The organism is Streptomyces sp. NPDC002889, assembly GCF_042888425.1.
Classification (GTDB): domain Bacteria; phylum Actinomycetota; class Actinomycetes; order Streptomycetales; family Streptomycetaceae; genus Streptomyces.
Genome location: NZ_JBIAPT010000028.1, coordinates 85,323 through 100,042 on the forward strand (window position 1 = coordinate 85,323; position 14,720 = coordinate 100,042).

Genomic DNA, 14,720 nt, shown 5'->3' on the forward strand with positions numbered 1-14,720 from the left:
TACTTGCCTGGAGTTGCGCCGAGACGGCCGCAAACGTCACCGTTTCGGCGGTCTCAACGGCCGGGTACTTGCGCGATCCGCCCCGCCCGTGTGGACTACGGCCAACGCCACGCGTACGCGCGCGGCTGCAGCATTTTCCGAACACGATCAGGAGGCAAGCCGTGAGCGCGACCGCGGACCACGCGGAGGAGCGGACCAACCCGGCAGCGAGGCTGGGGTTCGAGCCCGGACAGGTGGTCCAGGAGATCGGCTACGACGACGACGTCGAGCAGGAGCTCCGTGAGGGCATCGAGGCCGTGACCGGCCAGGAACTCGTCGACGAGGACTACGACGACGTCGCTGACGTCGTCGTGCTGTGGTTCCGGGACGAGGACGGCGACCTTACGGACTCGCTGGTGGACGCCATCGGTCTGATCGACGAGGGCGGAGCCGTCTGGCTGATGACTCCCAAGACCGGCCGTGACGGCTACGTCGAGCCCAGCGACATCAACGAGGCCGCCCAGACCGCGGGACTCTCCCAGACCAAGAGCATCAACGCCGGCAAGGACTGGACCGGCAGCAGGCTGGTGACCCCCAAGGCGGCGAAGTCGAAGCGCTGAGCCGTAACAGCAGGCCCGTGGCCCCCGTCGGCGCATACCGGCGGGGGCCTTCTGCGTAGGCTGGGCACTCACCGGATCGGCCTACAGAAGGGATGCGTTTTCCATGGCGATCGAGGTCGGGACAAAGGCTCCGGAGTTCGAGCTGAAGGACAACCACGGCCGCACCGTCACTCTGGCCGACTTCCGCGGCCGGAAGAACGTGGTGCTCCTCTTCTACCCCTTCGCCTTCACCGGCGTGTGCACGGGTGAGCTCTGCGCGCTGCGCGACGAGCTGCCGAGGTTCGTCAACGACGACACCCAGCTGCTCGCGGTCTCCAACGACTCCATCCACACCCTGCGCGTCTTCGCCGAGCAGGAGGGCCTGGAGTACCCGCTGCTGTCGGACTTCTGGCCGCACGGCGAGACCTCGCGCGCCTACGGCGTATTCGACGAGGACAAGGGCTGCGCCGTGCGAGGCACGTTCATCATCGACAAGGAGGGCGTGGTCCGCTGGAGCGTCGTCAACGCTCTGCCGGACGCCCGCGACCTGACCGACTACGTCAAGGCGCTCGACACCCTCTGATCCGTGGTCCGGTCACCCGTACCAGACCTGTTTTGTGCGGGAACCGGTCACTAGGATCCATTCGTTGATCCGATGCCAACGCACTACGGGGGCGCTGCCCCTGAACAACCAATGGAGGGACTCGTGGGAGTCAGCCTCAGCAAGGGCGGCAACGTCTCGCTGACCAAGGCCGCGCCCAACCTGACCGCGGTCATCGTCGGTCTGGGCTGGGACGCTCGTACCACCACCGGTGGTGACTTCGACCTCGACGCCAGCGCCCTGCTGACCAACGCCGAGGGCAAGGTCGCCAACGACGGCAACTTCGTCTTCTTCAACAACCTCAAGAGCCCCGACGGCTCCGTCGAGCACACCGGCGACAACCTCACCGGTGAGGGCGAGGGCGACGACGAGCAGATCAAGGTCAACCTGGCCTCGGTCCCGGCCGACGTCGACAAGATCGTGTTCCCGGTCTCCATCTACGAGGCCGAGAGCCGCCAGCAGTCCTTCGGCCAGGTGCGCAACGCGTTCATCCGCGTCGTCAACCAGGCCGACAACACCGAGCTCGCCCGCTACGACCTGAGCGAGGACGCCTCGACCGAGACCGCGATGGTCTTCGGCGAGCTCTACCGCAACGGTGCGGAGTGGAAGTTCCGTGCCATCGGCCAGGGTTACGCCTCGGGCCTGCGCGGCATCGCGCAGGACTTCGGCGTGAACGTCTGAGCCGGTTCGCACCGCTGAACCGACCGTACGCCGACCGTACGACCGTGTCCGGCGCCGCACCCTCGTGTGCGGCGCCGGACGCGCCTGCTTGTCCGTAACACCACCACCGGGGAGGACCATCGTCATGGGCGTCACGCTCGCCAAGGGAGGCAATGTCTCCCTCTCCAAGGCCGCACCGAACCTCACCCAGGTCCTTGTCGGCCTCGGCTGGGACGCACGCTCCACCACCGGGGCCCCCTTCGATCTCGATGCCAGCGCCCTGCTGTGCCAGAACGGACGGGTGCTGGGCGACGAGTGGTTCATCTTCTACAACCAGCTCACCAGCCCGGAGGGGTCGGTCGAGCACACCGGCGACAACCTCACGGGCGAGGGAGAGGGCGACGACGAGTCGCTGCTGGTGGACCTGTCGAAGGTGCCCGCGCACTGCGACAAGATCGTTTTCCCGGTCTCGATCCACGATGCCGACAACCGCGGCCAGACCTTCGGCCAGGTCAGCAACGCGTTCATCCGCGTGGCCAACCAGGCCGACGGGCAGGAGCTCGCACGCTACGACCTCAGTGAGGACGCCTCGACGGAAACCGCGATGATCTTCGGCGAGCTCTACCGCTACGGGGGCGAATGGAAGTTCCGAGCCGTGGGACAGGGGTACGCGTCGGGACTGCGAGGCATCGCTCTAGACTTCGGGGTCAACGTTTCGTAAAGCCGCGTGCGGCTCGGGGGAGGCCCGTGCAAGCGGGAGACCCGAAAACAACGATTGGGTAGCCAGTGGTACTGAAAACCTTCGGCTGGTCGTTCGCAGTCACTGCGCTCGGCCTGGTCGCTGCGGTGTTCTATGGGGGGTGGACAGCCTTCGGGCTCGTCGCGATCCTGTCCGTCCTCGAGGTCTCGCTCTCCTTCGACAACGCGGTGGTCAACGCCGGCGTGCTGAAGAAGATGAGTGAGTTCTGGCAGAAGATCTTCCTCACCATCGGCATCCTGATCGCCGTCTTCGGCATGCGCCTGGTGTTCCCGATCCTGATCGTCTCGGTCACGGCGAGCCTCGGTCCCATCGAGGCGGTCGACCTCGCGCTGAACAACCACGAGAAGTACGAAGAACTCGTCACCGACGCCCACCCGGCGATCGCGTCCTTCGGTGGCATCTTCCTGCTGATGATCTTCCTCGACTTCATCTTCGAGGACCGGGACATCAAGTGGCTCTCCTGGCTGGAGCGGCCGCTGGCCAAGCTCGGCAAGGTCGACATGCTGTCCGCCTGCATCGCGCTGATCGTCCTGCTCGTCACCTCGATGACCTTCGCGGTCCACGCCCACCAGTACGGCGGCGGCCACGCGGACAAGTCGGCGACCGTGCTGCTGGCCGGTGTCGCGGGTCTGATCACGTACATGATCGTCGGCGGCCTGTCCGGCTACTTCGAGGACAAGCTCGAGGAAGAGGAGGAGCGCGAGCAGGAGGCCGAGGAAGAGGCCAGGAAGGCCGGCAAACCCGTCTCCGCGGCCAAGCTCGTCGGCAAGGCCGCGTTCTTCATGTTCATGTACCTGGAAGTGCTGGACGCCTCGTTCTCCTTCGACGGCGTCATCGGCGCCTTCGCGGTCAGCAACGACCCGGTCGTCATCGCGCTCGGCCTCGGTATCGGTGCCATGTACGTCCGGTCGCTCACGGTCTACCTGGTCCGCCAGGGCACCCTCGACGACTACGTCTACCTGGAGCACGGCGCCCACTACGCGATCGGTGCGCTGGCCGTGATCCTGCTGATCACCATCCAGTACGAGATCCCCGAGGTCGTCACCGGTCTGATCGGTGTGGCCCTGATCGCCTGGTCCTTCTGGTCCTCGGTGCGGCGCAACAAGGCATTGGCGGCGGCCGAGGGAAAAGCTGACGCCCCGGGCGGGAAAGCCGGAGTCTCGTCCGGGGTGTGACGCCCTGCGCAGTGAGGAACGCTCTCAACGGGGCGGTCACGAGGTACCTGAGCCTCGTGACCGCCCCGCGCGGCATTGCGCGGGGACCTGATGGACCGACAAGGGGTGGGGCATGGCCTTCTGGGACAATTTGTGGCGGGGGAGGGCGGCGCAGTTCGACTCGGGCAGTGCCGCGAGCAACTCCATCGAGCTGACCAAACGGCACCCGTCCGTCTCGCTCACCAAGCAGGGCGCGGCCACCGGCAATCTGCGCGTCAACCTCTCCTGGAGGATGCGCTCCTCCGACATCGAGGGCCGCTCGCGGCAGAGCGGCAGACTGCTGCGGCACCCGTTCAAGCTCTTCCAGCCCGATGTGGTCCAGGCCCACACCCAGGGCGTGGTCAACGTGGACCTCGATCTCGGCTGCCTCTACGAGATGGCGGACGGCAGCAAGGGCGTCGTACAGCCGCTGGGCAGCTTCTTCGGGAGTCTGAACGAACCACCCTATGTGCGGCTCAGCGGCGACGACCGGTTCGGCGCACCCTCGGGCGAGACGATCTTCGTGAACCTCGACCACCGGGAGTCGATCAAGCGGCTGCTGTTCTTCGTGTACATCTACGACCAGACGCCCGCCTTCGACCGGACGCATGCGCATGTCACGCTCTATCCGAGCAACGGCCCGCGGGTGGAGATAGAACTCGACGAGCACGCCCCGGAGGCCCGGTCCTGCGCGGTCTTCTCCGTGGACAACGTCAAGGGCGAGCTGATCGTGCGCCGCGAGGTGAAGTTCGTCTACGGCTTCCAGGCCGAGCTCGACCGGCTGTACGGGTGGGGCCTGCAGTGGGGCCGCGGCTACAAGAGCCGGGTCTGAGGGCCCGGGCGTGGTCCATCCGCCGCCCCGGTCGGGACGGCCCTCAGGGACGGACGAACTGCGGGCCCATCGGCGGCAGCCGGAAGGTCGGGTCGGGCGCGTGCGCCGCAGCGGGGGCCGGCTGTGGATAGCCGTAGGCCGGCTGGACCGGAGCGGCCTGCGGATGCGCCGGGGCGGCGTGCGGATAGCCGTATGCGGGCTGGGTGAGATCCGACTGCGGGTACCCGTAGGCGGGGGCCGGGGCCTGCACCGGGGCCGGAGGCCGGGTGATCTGCGGCTCAGGCTCCGGCTGTGCCTGCGGCTCGGCCGCAGCTTCCGCCTCGTCCACCGAGATACCGAAAGCCGTCGCGAGTCCCACCAGACCCGTCGGATAGCCCTGTGCCACCGCCCGGAACTTCCAGCCCTCGCCGCGGCGGTACAACTCACCGCAGATGATCGCCGTCTCCTCGCCGGTCTCCGGCTTCACATCGAAGACGGCCAGCGGCTCGCCTGCGCCCGTGGCGGCGTCGTACAGCAGTATCCGCAGGTCACGCACGTGCTGGAAGGTGTCGCCGTCCGAGGATGCGGCGAGCACCACCTGGTCGACCGAGGAGTCCAGTGCTGCCAGATCCGCCTCGACGGTGTCGGTCAGATGCTCGGCGACCCGCTTCTTGGGCAGCCGGCGCACCAGGCCCGACGGGTGGCGCGGCTGGTTGTAGAAGACGAAGTCCTCGTCCGAGCGCACGCGGCCGTCGCCGCCGAGCAGCAGGGCCGAGGCGTCCACATCGGGAACCCCGCTGCCCGGGGTCCAGCGCAGCACGGCCCGTACGGCCGTGGCGTCGAGGGGAACGTTCGAGCCCTTCAGCATCGCGTGCGTCATGCCCGTCATCCTGCCTGCCCGACGGTGTCCGGGACAACGCGGGTCCCCGTTCCCGGTGGTCGGGACGCGCTTCCCGCCCCAGCATGGAAGGGGGCGGCGAGCAGACGAGTTACCTGGATTTCATGCACTTGGGGAACTCTTGACACCTACATCTACGTACTATTACCGGCCACATGTTGTCAGGGCCGTCACGGCAGTACGGGGGATCATCCATGCGTCATTTCGGGCACATCCCGTCGGCGGACCGGGAAAGGCTGTTCCACCAGGAGCCGGCCGAGTTCGACGCGAACTCCCCGATCCCGACACTCGCGGCCGCCCTGGGCGCCACCCTCTACAGCCCGGCCACCCGGCCGCGGCTCGCGGATGACGTGATCAAGCAGGCGGGGCGCGGGGTCGTCTCGATGGTGCTGTGCCTCGAGGACTCCATCGACGACGCGGACGTCGAGGCCGCCGAGTCCAACCTGATCAGGCAGTTCGTCGACCTCGACGCACGCGGCGCCGAGGTGCCGCTGCTGTTCGTCCGGGTCCGCCGGCCGGACCAGATACCCGACCTGGTGAAGCGCCTGGGATCCTCGGGACGGCTGCTGTCCGGATTCGTGCTGCCCAAGTTCACCGAGGAACGCGGCGTGCCCTTCCTGGAGGCGCTCACGGCCGCGGAGGCCCGCAGCGGGCGCCGGCTGTTCGCCATGCCCGTCCTGGAGTCGCCGGAGCTGCTGTACCTCGAGACCAGGACCGAGACGCTCACCGGCATCGCCCACACCGTCGACAAGTACCGCGACCGGGTCCTCGCGATGCGCCTCGGCGTCACCGACTTCTGCTCCGCGTACGGGCTGCGCCGCACGCCCGACATGACTGCGTACGACGTACGGATCGTCACCTCCGTCATCGCCGACGTCGTCAACGTCCTCGGCCGCTCCGACGGCACCGGGTTCACCATCACCGGGCCGGTGTGGGAGTACTTCCGCGCCCAGGAGCGCATGTTCAAGCCACAGCTGCGACGCAGCCCCTTCCTCGAAGGACGGGCCGAGGAACTGCGCGACGCCCTCATCGAGCACGATCTGGACGGCCTGCTGCGCGAGATCGAACTCGACCGGGCCAACGGACTGCTCGGCAAGACCTGTATCCACCCCTCCCATGTGCTGCCCGTGCACGCACTGTCCGTGGTCAGCCATGAGGAGTTCAGTGACGCCCAGGACATCCTGCGGCCCGAGCGGGGCGGCGGCGGGGTGCTGCGCTCGGCGTACACGAACAAAATGAACGAGGTGAAGCCGCACCGCGCCTGGGCGGAGCGCACCCTGCGGCGCGCCGAGGCCTTCGGTGTCGCCCGCGAGGACGTCGGCTTCGTGGACCTTCTGGCGGCAGGGCTCGCCGAATGATCGAGAGGCAGAACACGGACGTGGTGTGGTCGGGCAGGTGGGTCGCCGAGAGGCTCGGAGTCTCCTTCGACGGCGACGGGGAGCTGCCGAAGCTGCTGGGCCTCGCGCTGCGCCGCAACCCCAAGCGCGCGCATCTGCTGGTGTCGAACGTGCTGGGCAAGCATGTGCCGCAGCGGCCGCTGGTCGTCTGGCAGGCCGGTTTCGACCTCGGGTCCCGCGTGCGTGAGCTGCTCGGCACGGCCGAAGCCGGGCGAGCGGTGGTCCTCGGCTACGCGGAGACCGCCACCGGTCTCGGCCATTCGGTGGCCGACGGCGTGGGCCTCGCCCCGTATCTGCACTCCACACGCCGCCCCGTCGACGGCGTCGCCGCGGCGGGCGGTTTCGAGGAGTCGCACTCGCACGCCACCTCGCATCTGCTGCTGCCGGAGGACCCGGCGCTGCTGGCGGGCGACGGCCCGCTGATCCTCGTGGACGACGAGTTCTCCACCGGCAACACCGTGCTCAACACGATCCGGGATCTGCACGAGAGGTACCCGCGCGGGCGGTACGTCATCGTGACCCTGGTCGACATGCGTTCCGCGCAGGACCGGGAGCGCTTCGCCGCTTTCGCCGAGGAGATCGGCGCGCGCGTCGACCTGGTGGCCCTCGCCTCGGGCACGGTCCGGCTGCCGGAGGGCGTGCTGGAAAAGGGCCAGGCCCTCGTCGCACGGTATGAGCGGACGGGGGCCGACGCCCCGGCGGCGGTGGCCGCGCCGCTCCACACCCGGGTGGAGCTGGGCTGGCCCGCAGGCGTCCCGGACGGGGGCCGGCACGGTTTCACCCCCGCCCACCGTGACGCACTGGAGGCCGCCCTGCCGGACATGGCGGTGCGGCTCGCCGACGCGCTGGGGGAGGCCCGGCGTGTGCTCGTCCTCGGGTTCGAGGAGCTGATGTACGCACCCCTGCGGCTGGCCCTCTCCCTGCAGAAGCACGGCGGCGCGGACGTGTACTACTCCACCACCACGCGCTCACCCGTCCTCGCCCTCGACGACCCCGGCTACGCGATACGCACCCGGCTCGTCTTCCCCGCCCATGACGACCCCGCCGACGGCCCGGGCGAGCGCTACGCCTACAACGTCGCGGGCGCCGGCTTCGACGCTGTCGTCGCGGTCGTCGACTCCACCGCCGACACCGGTGACCTGCACGCCCCCGACGGCCTGCTGGCCCAGCTCGCGGCCCACACGCCGCGCGTGGTGCTCGCCGTCGTCCCCTCGTACGTACCCGAAGCACCCGCAGCCTCAGCAGTACCCGAAACAACCGCAGCACCTGAAACAACCGCAGCACCTGAAACAACCGAAGTATCCGAAGCACCCGAAAGGGCCTCCATGCTGCCCGAGCCGCTCCGCGGACCCGACTTCTCCTCCTACGCCCCGGAGGAGGTGGGCTGGCTGCTCCAGGATCTGTCCGAGGCCGAGCTGGAGGCCCCGACCGAGGAACGCGAGGAAGCGATCCAGAGCGGTGGGGCGCACTACGCCGAGTCGCTGCCCGTCGAGTACCAGCCGAGCGCCGAGTACCAGGAGCTGTTCCGCGCCGCGCTCGAGACGTCCGCAGCCCGTATCGCCCGCGCGGTCGGAGCCGTCACCGAAACCGTGCTCGCCGAGCGCTCGCCGCGCCCCGTGCTCGTCTCGCTGGCCCGCGCCGGCACCCCCGTCGGCGTACTGATGCGCCGCTGGGCACAGCACCGGTACGGCCTCGACCTGCCGCACTACGCCGTGTCCATCGTGCGCGGCCGCGGCATCGACTCCAACGCCCTGCGCTGGCTCGCGGCCCACCACGACCCCGCCGACGTCGTCTTCGTCGACGGCTGGACCGGCAAGGGCGCCATCACCCGCGAACTGGCCGATGCCCTGCGGCAGTTCGACGGCTTCGACCCCGAGATCGCGGTCCTCGCCGACCCGGGCGGCTGCGTCAGCACATACGGCACCCGTGAGGACTTCCTGATCCCCTCGGCCTGCCTCAACTCCACCGTGTCCGGGCTGATATCGCGCACCGTGCTCCGCAGCGACCTCGTCGGCGAGCACGACTTCCACGGCGCGAAGTTCTACCGCGAGCTGGCCGGCTCCGACGTCTCGCAGCACTTCCTCGACACCGTCGCCGCCCGCTTCGACGAGGTCCTCGACGCCGTGGACGCCGACGCCAAGGAGCTGCTGGCCACCGACCGCGCCCCTACGTGGGAGGGCTGGGCAGCCGTGGAGCGCATCAGCGAGGAGTACGGCATCCACGACGTCAACCTCGTCAAGCCGGGCGTCGGCGAGACCACCCGGGTGCTGCTGCGCCGCGTCCCCTGGAAGATCCTCGCCAAGCGCGGCGCGGGCGCGGACCTCGACCACATCCGGCTGCTCGCGAAGCAGCGCGGTGTCCCGGTCGAGGAGGTCGACCAGCTCCCGTACAGCTGCGTCGGGTTGATCCACCCCCGATTCACGCGCGGCGCCACCGGCGCCGACGGCAGGGCGGTGACGGACAAGTGACCGTCCTCATCGCCAGCGACCTCGACCGCACGCTGATCTACTCCAGCGCGGCCCTCGGGCTGACCATGCCCGACGCCGTCGCACCCCGGCTGCTCTGCGTCGAGGTGCATGAGCACAAACCCCTGTCGTACATGACCGAGCGCGCGGCGGCGCTGCTGTCCCGGCTCACCGAGGACACCGTCTTCGTACCGACGACTACCCGCACCCGCAAGCAGTACCAGCGCATCAGCCTGCCCGGCGCCCAGCCCCGGTTCGCGATCTGCGCCAACGGCGGACATCTGCTCGTCGACGGCGCCACCGACCACGACTGGCGTGACCAGGTCACGGCACGGCTGGCCGACGAATGCGCCCCCATCGAGGAGATCCGCGCCCATCTGTCCGCCACCGCCGACCCGGGCTGGCTGCGCAAGGAGCGGGTCGCCGAGGACCTCTTCGCCTACCTGGTCGTCGAACGGCATCTGCTGCCCGAGGACTGGGTCGGGGAACTGAGCGTATGGGCCGAGGCACGCGGCTGGACCGTCTCCCTGCAGGGCCGCAAGATCTACGCCGTACCGAAGCCGCTCACCAAGAGCGCCGCGGTCCGCGAAGTGGCCCGCCGCACCGGCGCCGAATACATCGTCACCGCCGGTGACTCCCTCCTCGACGCCGACCTGCTGCTCGCAGGCGACCGCGGCTGGCGGCCGGGCCACGGCGAACTCGCCGAGGCGGGCTGGAACGCCCCGCACGTGGAGGCTCTGCCCCAGCAGGGCGTCGCCGCGGGCGAGGAGATCCTGCGCCGGTTCCGCAACGCGAACCGCGACTTCCGCCGCACCGGCAAGCACGACGCGGCCCCGGTGCAGGCCCTGCGGGCTGCACCGGGCCGACAGGCGGGGCCGCACGGGGCCAGCCCGATCGCGCCCCTGGCCTGAGCCTTCGCACCGCCGGCGCTGCGAGGCGGTGCCACCTTCGTGTACGCGGAAGTGTTCCGCGTGCACGAAGACATGGCCCGCGGCGTACGGCCCCCGTGCGGGGTCAGCCGCAGCAGCCGCCTCCGCAGCAGCCCCCGCCACCTCCGCCACCTCCGCCGCCACCGGCGCTCGGCGCGGGGGCGGACTTCGTACCGCCGACGGCGACGGCCGACAGCAGCTTGACCGTGTCGTCGTGACCGGCGGGGCAGTCCGCCGGGGCGGAGGACTCGGCCATCGGCCGGTTCACTTCGAACGTGTTGCCGCAGGTCCGGCAGCGGAATTCATAACGAGGCATACGCCCCAGGCTAGCGGCGTGCCCGGCCGGGCGGGGAGCCGGCAGGGCGTTCGGGCGGCTGCTGCGCCGCGAGTTCGGCGCGGCGGCGGACCCGCTGCTCCTGCTCGGCCTGCTCGGGGTGGCGGGCCTTCCAGTACGGGTTGTCGTGCGGCAGCGTCGCGCTGACCCTCCCGTACATGCCGAAGAACATCAGCATCACGCCCACCACAAAGCTGAACAGCACGTTCTGGATGCGGAAGGCGAGCGGGTTGAAGCTCCGGTCGAGAAGGGCGAGGTTCACAAAGCCGCTGAGGATGAACAGCACGCCGAGGACCATGTTCAGGGTCGAGGCGAAATTGCCGCCGATCACCATGCCGACGAAGAGCAGCAGCCCGACACCGATGGACAGGACGCTCAGCGCGCCGTTGGTGTTCAGGCCGGCGACGGTGTCACCGCGGATGTCGAAGAAGCCGATCCGGTCGATCAGCCCGAGGATGCCGAAGGCGACCAGTACCAGACCCATCAGCCCCGCGCCGATGCGGTAGAAGCGGCTGAGCCGGTGATCGACGGGCAGATGCTCGTCGAGTCTGATGCGGCCGGCTTTCGAGTGCAGTACGTGTGCGGCCATGTCCGGCCTCCTTCGTACGTACGCGTACTCCATCCCCAGCATCCGCCCGCGCGTGGACCGGTACAACCGGTGATGGGTGCCGTGCGCGAGGCCGGGCGGGGGCGTGCTCGGAAGCCGCGTCCGGGCGGCGCCGGGCCGCTGCCCGCTGGGTGCTCGCGCCCTTGCCGGGTAGGCGGACCTGGGATGGACGGCGGCCGGGCGCCGACGGGTGGACGGACTCGGGGCGGATGGCGGTCTGCCGCCCGGCCGGTCACGCGTGCCCCGTGCCCCGCTCCTCGCGGATCTGATCGACGACGTGCGCGACCGTGCGCCGGACGGCCTCGTTCTCGGTGAGGAAGTGCCAGTAGTCGGGATGGCGCTCCTCGAGCCCCGCGACGGCCCGATCCAGCCGGGCCACCGAGTCGTCCAGCGGCCGGGCGTGCCGGGGGTCCGGGGTGTTGCGCCCGGCCATCGCGAGGCGCTGGGCGTCGCGGATCGCGAACCGGGTCCGGTCGATCTCGTGCTGCGGGTCCTTCGATACGGCGTTGAGGCGCTGCAGCCGGTCGCCGGCGGCGGAGACGGCCTCGTCGGTGGCGTTCAGCAGTGCCCGTACCGTGCTGAGCAGGGCAGTCGCATCCGGCCAGCGCTGCTCGTCGCGCGCCTTGCCGGCCTCCCTCAGCTTCTCCTCGGCCTGGCGGACATCGGCGGCCGCATGCTCGGGTACGGACTGCAGATCCTGCCAGCAGGCCGCCGAGAAACGGCGGCGCAGTTCGCTGAGGACCGGTTCGACGGTGCCGGCGCGAGTGGTGAGGGCCTGGGCGCGGGTACGCAGGGACACCAGGCGCTTGTCGGTCTCGGCGGCGCGCTCGGGCAGCCGCTGGGCCTCGGCCCGTACGGCTTCGGCGTCCCGCAGCACACGGTCGGCGCGCTGCAGGGTCTCCGCGACGCCATGGCGTCCGGCCCCCTCGTTCAGCCTGGTCAGCTCGGGGCCGAGGGCGGCGAGCCGGGCGGCGAGGTCGTCCGCTCGCAGACCGGAGCCGCGCGCTGCATCGAGAGCATCGCTCGCGGAACGAAGCGCCTGCCGCGCCCGCTCCACGGCGGGCGCCAGCCGGGCGAGCTGTGTCTCGGCCTTGTCGAGCAGCGGCCCGAGGCCCTGCTCGAACCGGTCCAGCTCGCCCTTGACCCGTACCAGCTCGTCCTTGGCACGGTTCAGCTCACCACGCGCCCGCGCGGCGACCGAGGCCTCGAGATCGGCGCGGTCGAGATCGTAGGTGTCGACCGCGGTGATGTACGCGTGGCTGACCTCGTCGATCCGCCGCCCCAGCGCGGCGAAGTCGTCCACCGCGCGGCGTGCCCCCGGCGAACTGTCCACGGCGGTGATGGTCTCGATCGAGATCCGCAGATCGCGCTGGGCGGTGTCCAGCTCGTAGAAGGCAGCGGCGGCGGCGTCCTTCGCGGCCTGCGCATCGGCCCGCTGACTCTCGCCCCGCCCGCCGAACCAGCGCCGCGTACCGCCACCCGCGAAGGTGCCCGGCAGCGCGGCGACGACCAACGGCAAGGGCAACAGCAACAGGGCGAGGACATCCCGGACGTCGCGGACGGCATTCGCTCGTGCCTTGTGGTGCGGCCGCGCGTCTCTCGCCGTCACATCCCTCTCCCGTGCCGTGTCCGCCCTGACCGGTTAATTCTCCCACCCGGTAAGGACGAACACACCGGGCTGTTAGTTCACGGTTCGCACGGTCACTTTGCCGTTGTCGCTGCGCGCCCGCACGACATGCGCGCTGTTGTCGTCGGTCGGCACGTCCACATCGACCTCGCCGTTGTCGCTCCTAGCCGCCACGGCGTAGGGGGCGCCGGCGCCGGGCAGCTCGATCAGGATCTCCCCGTTGTCGCTGACGGTCTCCACCCGCTCGGGCACGGCGACGAGCCCGAGCCGCACAGACCCGTTGTCCGACGCGGCGACGACGCTCTTCGCGCTCACACCTTCGGTGACGACCTCGCCGTTGCCGCTGTCGAGGTCGAGCGGTCCGCTGGAATCCTTGACCCTGACCCGTCCGTTGTCCGACGTGATCTTGAGAGCGGTGTCGAACCCGCTCGCGGTCACGCTCCCGTTGTCGTCCTCCACGGTCACGGCAACCCCGTGCGGCACCTTCACGGTGTGCCGCGACTCGCAGTCACTGGAGACCGCGTCGCACTCCACCCGGAGAGTGAGGGTGCCGTCCTCCAGCTTCCAGACCGGGTCCGGCCCCTGTCCGAACACGACCCACCCATCGACCTGCCGGGTGACCTGCACGTCCTTGACGTCGGCGGGCACCAGCTCGATATCCGAATTGTCGGAGTCGATGGTCAGGGTCTTCCCGCTGAACACGAACGACTTCTTCTCGACAGGAGCCTCGTCGGCATTGGCGCTCCCACACCCGGAGGCCCCGAAGGCGACGACGGCGACGACGCCGGCGGCGAGAAGTGCGCGGGTGCGGTGCTGGATGCTGGCCATGTGATGGTCCCCCGGGTCGGTGCGGCGATGCCCCCACGCTATAAGCGCGCCGCCACCGGACCGATGCGGCCGCCCACCGGGTCCGGGGCGGGGCTGGCCCCCGTACGACCGCCCCCGCGGTAACGGGTTTGCGGCCGGGCGGTGTGCGCCATGTAGGCTGTTGCCTCATCCACGGGTGCGTAGCTCAGGGGTAGAGCGCTGCTCTTACAAAGCAGATGTCGGCGGTTCGAAACCGTCCGCGCCCACCAGTAGGAAGCACGACTAAGGCCCAGGTCACCGGCAGTAAACCGGAAGCCTGGGCCTTGATCGTTCCCGCTCCTGATCGGTGAGGGAGGGGTGTCGTGCCACTCGCGTGCCATATCGAGGCCACAACGAGGCCACATCAGCCATCTCGATCTTGAGCCTTTCTGATCTGACGATCGACGTGATCGGCGATCTCGTGGTCCCGCCCGTTGGCCAGGTGCTGGTAGATCAGCGCCGCCCGCACCGACGAGTGCCCCATGCGCTGCATCAGTTCCCTCGTCGTCGCGCCCCCCGTCGCAGCCAGGGTGTTGCCGGTATGCCGAAGATTGTGGAAGTGGACGTCGTCCAGCCCAGTCCGCTCGATGACGCGGAGCCAGATGCGGCGGAAGTTGTTCCGACGGAGCATCCCGCCGCGTGAGCCGGTGAAGACCAGCCCCGTACGGCCTGGCTCGGCGTAGCGTCCAGATGGGAGACCAGCTCGGCCGTCAGGGACGCGGGGAACGCGACGGTACGCACGCCAGCCGCGGACTTCGGTGCCTTGATCAGCAAGCCGTCGGTCCTGGTTTCAGCGAGAGCAAGCCGGACCGAGATGGTGCGCCGTTCGAGGTCCACGTCTCGCCGTTGGAGTGCTGCCTCCCTCGGGGAGCGACTCATCGTCGAATCTCTCGACTACGCACACTCCAAAGGTCTTCGACTAGGGCCTGTGTGAGGTTGTGATCAGTTGTTGGGTTCTGCCTCCTTCATGGGTGGAACCCGGTAGGAATTTGCCGTGACGCGCAAGCAACTCAC

15 protein-coding genes and 1 tRNA gene are annotated in these 14,720 nt (G+C 69.5%); 10 read left to right on the top strand and 6 right to left on the bottom strand.

The window, feature by feature from the left end:
- Positions 1 to 161 precede the first annotated feature (161 nt).
- The 6 genes from ACFYWI_RS32285 (at position 162) to ACFYWI_RS32310 (ending at position 4,624) form a co-directional block, all read left to right on the top strand.
- A complete protein-coding gene (locus tag ACFYWI_RS32285) occupies positions 162 to 599 on the top strand; it encodes a DUF3052 domain-containing protein (RefSeq protein ID WP_389239305.1) in 438 nt (145 codons plus the stop codon).
- A gap of 103 nt (positions 600 to 702) precedes the next feature.
- The gene (locus tag ACFYWI_RS32290; protein WP_389239306.1) at positions 703 to 1,161 is read left to right on the top strand and encodes a peroxiredoxin; all 459 of its coding nucleotides are present in this window, start codon (positions 703 to 705) and stop codon (positions 1,159 to 1,161) included.
- A gap of 123 nt (positions 1,162 to 1,284) precedes the next feature.
- Complete coding sequence (locus tag ACFYWI_RS32295) at positions 1,285 to 1,860, top strand: TerD family protein (protein WP_389239307.1); 576 nt, start codon at positions 1,285 to 1,287, stop codon at positions 1,858 to 1,860.
- Between the two features lie 124 nt (positions 1,861 to 1,984).
- Complete coding sequence (locus tag ACFYWI_RS32300; RefSeq protein WP_389239308.1) at positions 1,985 to 2,560, top strand: TerD family protein; 576 nt, start codon at positions 1,985 to 1,987, stop codon at positions 2,558 to 2,560.
- A 65-nt stretch (positions 2,561 to 2,625) separates the two neighbouring features.
- Positions 2,626 to 3,774 (top strand): DUF475 domain-containing protein, encoded by a 1,149-nt coding sequence (locus ACFYWI_RS32305; RefSeq protein ID WP_389239309.1) that lies wholly within the window; start codon positions 2,626 to 2,628, stop codon positions 3,772 to 3,774.
- Positions 3,775 to 3,886: 112 nt separating this feature from the next.
- The gene (locus tag ACFYWI_RS32310) at positions 3,887 to 4,624 is read left to right on the top strand and encodes a Tellurium resistance (RefSeq protein ID WP_389239310.1); all 738 of its coding nucleotides are present in this window, start codon (positions 3,887 to 3,889) and stop codon (positions 4,622 to 4,624) included.
- A gap of 43 nt (positions 4,625 to 4,667) precedes the next feature.
- Here ACFYWI_RS32310 and ACFYWI_RS32315 read toward each other — a convergent pair whose 3' ends face one another.
- Positions 4,668 to 5,492 (bottom strand): TerD family protein, encoded by an 825-nt coding sequence (locus ACFYWI_RS32315; protein WP_389239311.1) that lies wholly within the window; start codon positions 5,490 to 5,492, stop codon positions 4,668 to 4,670.
- Positions 5,493 to 5,695: 203 nt separating this feature from the next.
- Here ACFYWI_RS32315 and ACFYWI_RS32320 point away from each other — a divergent pair, with 203 nt between their 5' ends.
- The 3 genes from ACFYWI_RS32320 to ACFYWI_RS32330 are packed head-to-tail and all read left to right on the top strand — an operon-like array spanning position 5,696 to position 10,274.
- Entirely contained in the window at positions 5,696 to 6,859 is a 1,164-nt protein-coding gene (locus tag ACFYWI_RS32320; protein WP_389239312.1) for an HpcH/HpaI aldolase/citrate lyase family protein, read from the top strand.
- Positions 6,856 to 9,366: a phosphoribosyltransferase gene (locus tag ACFYWI_RS32325; protein WP_389239313.1), complete on the top strand. Its 2,511-nt coding sequence runs from the start codon at positions 6,856 to 6,858 to the stop codon at positions 9,364 to 9,366. Before ACFYWI_RS32320 ends, ACFYWI_RS32325 begins: the two co-directional genes overlap by 4 nt.
- Positions 9,363 to 10,274: an HAD family hydrolase gene (locus ACFYWI_RS32330; protein ID WP_389239314.1), complete on the top strand. Its 912-nt coding sequence runs from the start codon at positions 9,363 to 9,365 to the stop codon at positions 10,272 to 10,274. Before ACFYWI_RS32325 ends, ACFYWI_RS32330 begins: the two co-directional genes overlap by 4 nt.
- 103 nt (positions 10,275 to 10,377) lie before the next feature.
- Here the strand turns inward: ACFYWI_RS32330 and ACFYWI_RS32335 are convergent, their stop codons facing one another.
- The 4 genes from ACFYWI_RS32335 to ACFYWI_RS32350 form a co-directional block, all read right to left on the bottom strand.
- On the bottom strand, positions 10,378 to 10,608 hold the full coding sequence (locus ACFYWI_RS32335; RefSeq protein ID WP_389239315.1) for a zinc ribbon domain-containing protein: 231 nt from the start codon (positions 10,606 to 10,608) through the stop codon (positions 10,378 to 10,380).
- A 10-nt stretch (positions 10,609 to 10,618) separates the two neighbouring features.
- Complete coding sequence (locus ACFYWI_RS32340) at positions 10,619 to 11,215, bottom strand: DUF4383 domain-containing protein (RefSeq protein ID WP_389239316.1); 597 nt, start codon at positions 11,213 to 11,215, stop codon at positions 10,619 to 10,621.
- 250 nt (positions 11,216 to 11,465) lie between these two features.
- Complete coding sequence (locus ACFYWI_RS32345; RefSeq protein WP_389239317.1) at positions 11,466 to 12,842, bottom strand: hypothetical protein; 1,377 nt, start codon at positions 12,840 to 12,842, stop codon at positions 11,466 to 11,468.
- A 72-nt stretch (positions 12,843 to 12,914) separates the two neighbouring features.
- Positions 12,915 to 13,688: a DUF4097 family beta strand repeat-containing protein gene (locus tag ACFYWI_RS32350; RefSeq protein WP_389239318.1), complete on the bottom strand. Its 774-nt coding sequence runs from the start codon at positions 13,686 to 13,688 to the stop codon at positions 12,915 to 12,917.
- 173 nt (positions 13,689 to 13,861) lie between these two features.
- On the opposite strand from ACFYWI_RS32350, the gene ACFYWI_RS32355 reads away from it, so the two are divergent.
- A tRNA-Val gene (locus tag ACFYWI_RS32355) sits at positions 13,862 to 13,936 on the top strand.
- 134 nt (positions 13,937 to 14,070) lie between these two features.
- Here the strand turns inward: ACFYWI_RS32355 and ACFYWI_RS32360 are convergent.
- The gene (locus tag ACFYWI_RS32360) at positions 14,071 to 14,337 is read right to left on the bottom strand and encodes a tyrosine-type recombinase/integrase (protein ID WP_389239319.1); all 267 of its coding nucleotides are present in this window, start codon (positions 14,335 to 14,337) and stop codon (positions 14,071 to 14,073) included.
- Between the last annotated feature and the right edge of the window lie 383 nt (positions 14,338 to 14,720).

Bases quoted from the DNA above. Each gene is read 5' to 3' on its own strand.
- ACFYWI_RS32290 (WP_389239306.1), top strand. From the start codon at position 703: ATGGCGATCGAGGTCGGGACAAAGGCTCCGGAGTTCGAGCTGAAGGAC.
- ACFYWI_RS32300 (WP_389239308.1), top strand. From the start codon at position 1,985: ATGGGCGTCACGCTCGCCAAGGGAGGCAATGTCTCCCTCTCCAAGGCC.
- ACFYWI_RS32310 (WP_389239310.1), top strand. From the start codon at position 3,887: ATGGCCTTCTGGGACAATTTGTGGCGGGGGAGGGCGGCGCAGTTCGAC.
- ACFYWI_RS32315 (WP_389239311.1), bottom strand. From the start codon at position 5,492: ATGACGGGCATGACGCACGCGATGCTGAAGGGCTCGAACGTTCCCCTC.
- ACFYWI_RS32320 (WP_389239312.1), top strand. From the start codon at position 5,696: ATGCGTCATTTCGGGCACATCCCGTCGGCGGACCGGGAAAGGCTGTTC.
- ACFYWI_RS32325 (WP_389239313.1), top strand. From the start codon at position 6,856: ATGATCGAGAGGCAGAACACGGACGTGGTGTGGTCGGGCAGGTGGGTC.
- ACFYWI_RS32335 (WP_389239315.1), bottom strand. From the start codon at position 10,608: ATGCCTCGTTATGAATTCCGCTGCCGGACCTGCGGCAACACGTTCGAA.
- ACFYWI_RS32340 (WP_389239316.1), bottom strand. From the start codon at position 11,215: ATGGCCGCACACGTACTGCACTCGAAAGCCGGCCGCATCAGACTCGAC.
- ACFYWI_RS32350 (WP_389239318.1), bottom strand. From the start codon at position 13,688: ATGGCCAGCATCCAGCACCGCACCCGCGCACTTCTCGCCGCCGGCGTC.
- ACFYWI_RS32360 (WP_389239319.1), bottom strand. From the start codon at position 14,337: ATGCTCCGTCGGAACAACTTCCGCCGCATCTGGCTCCGCGTCATCGAG.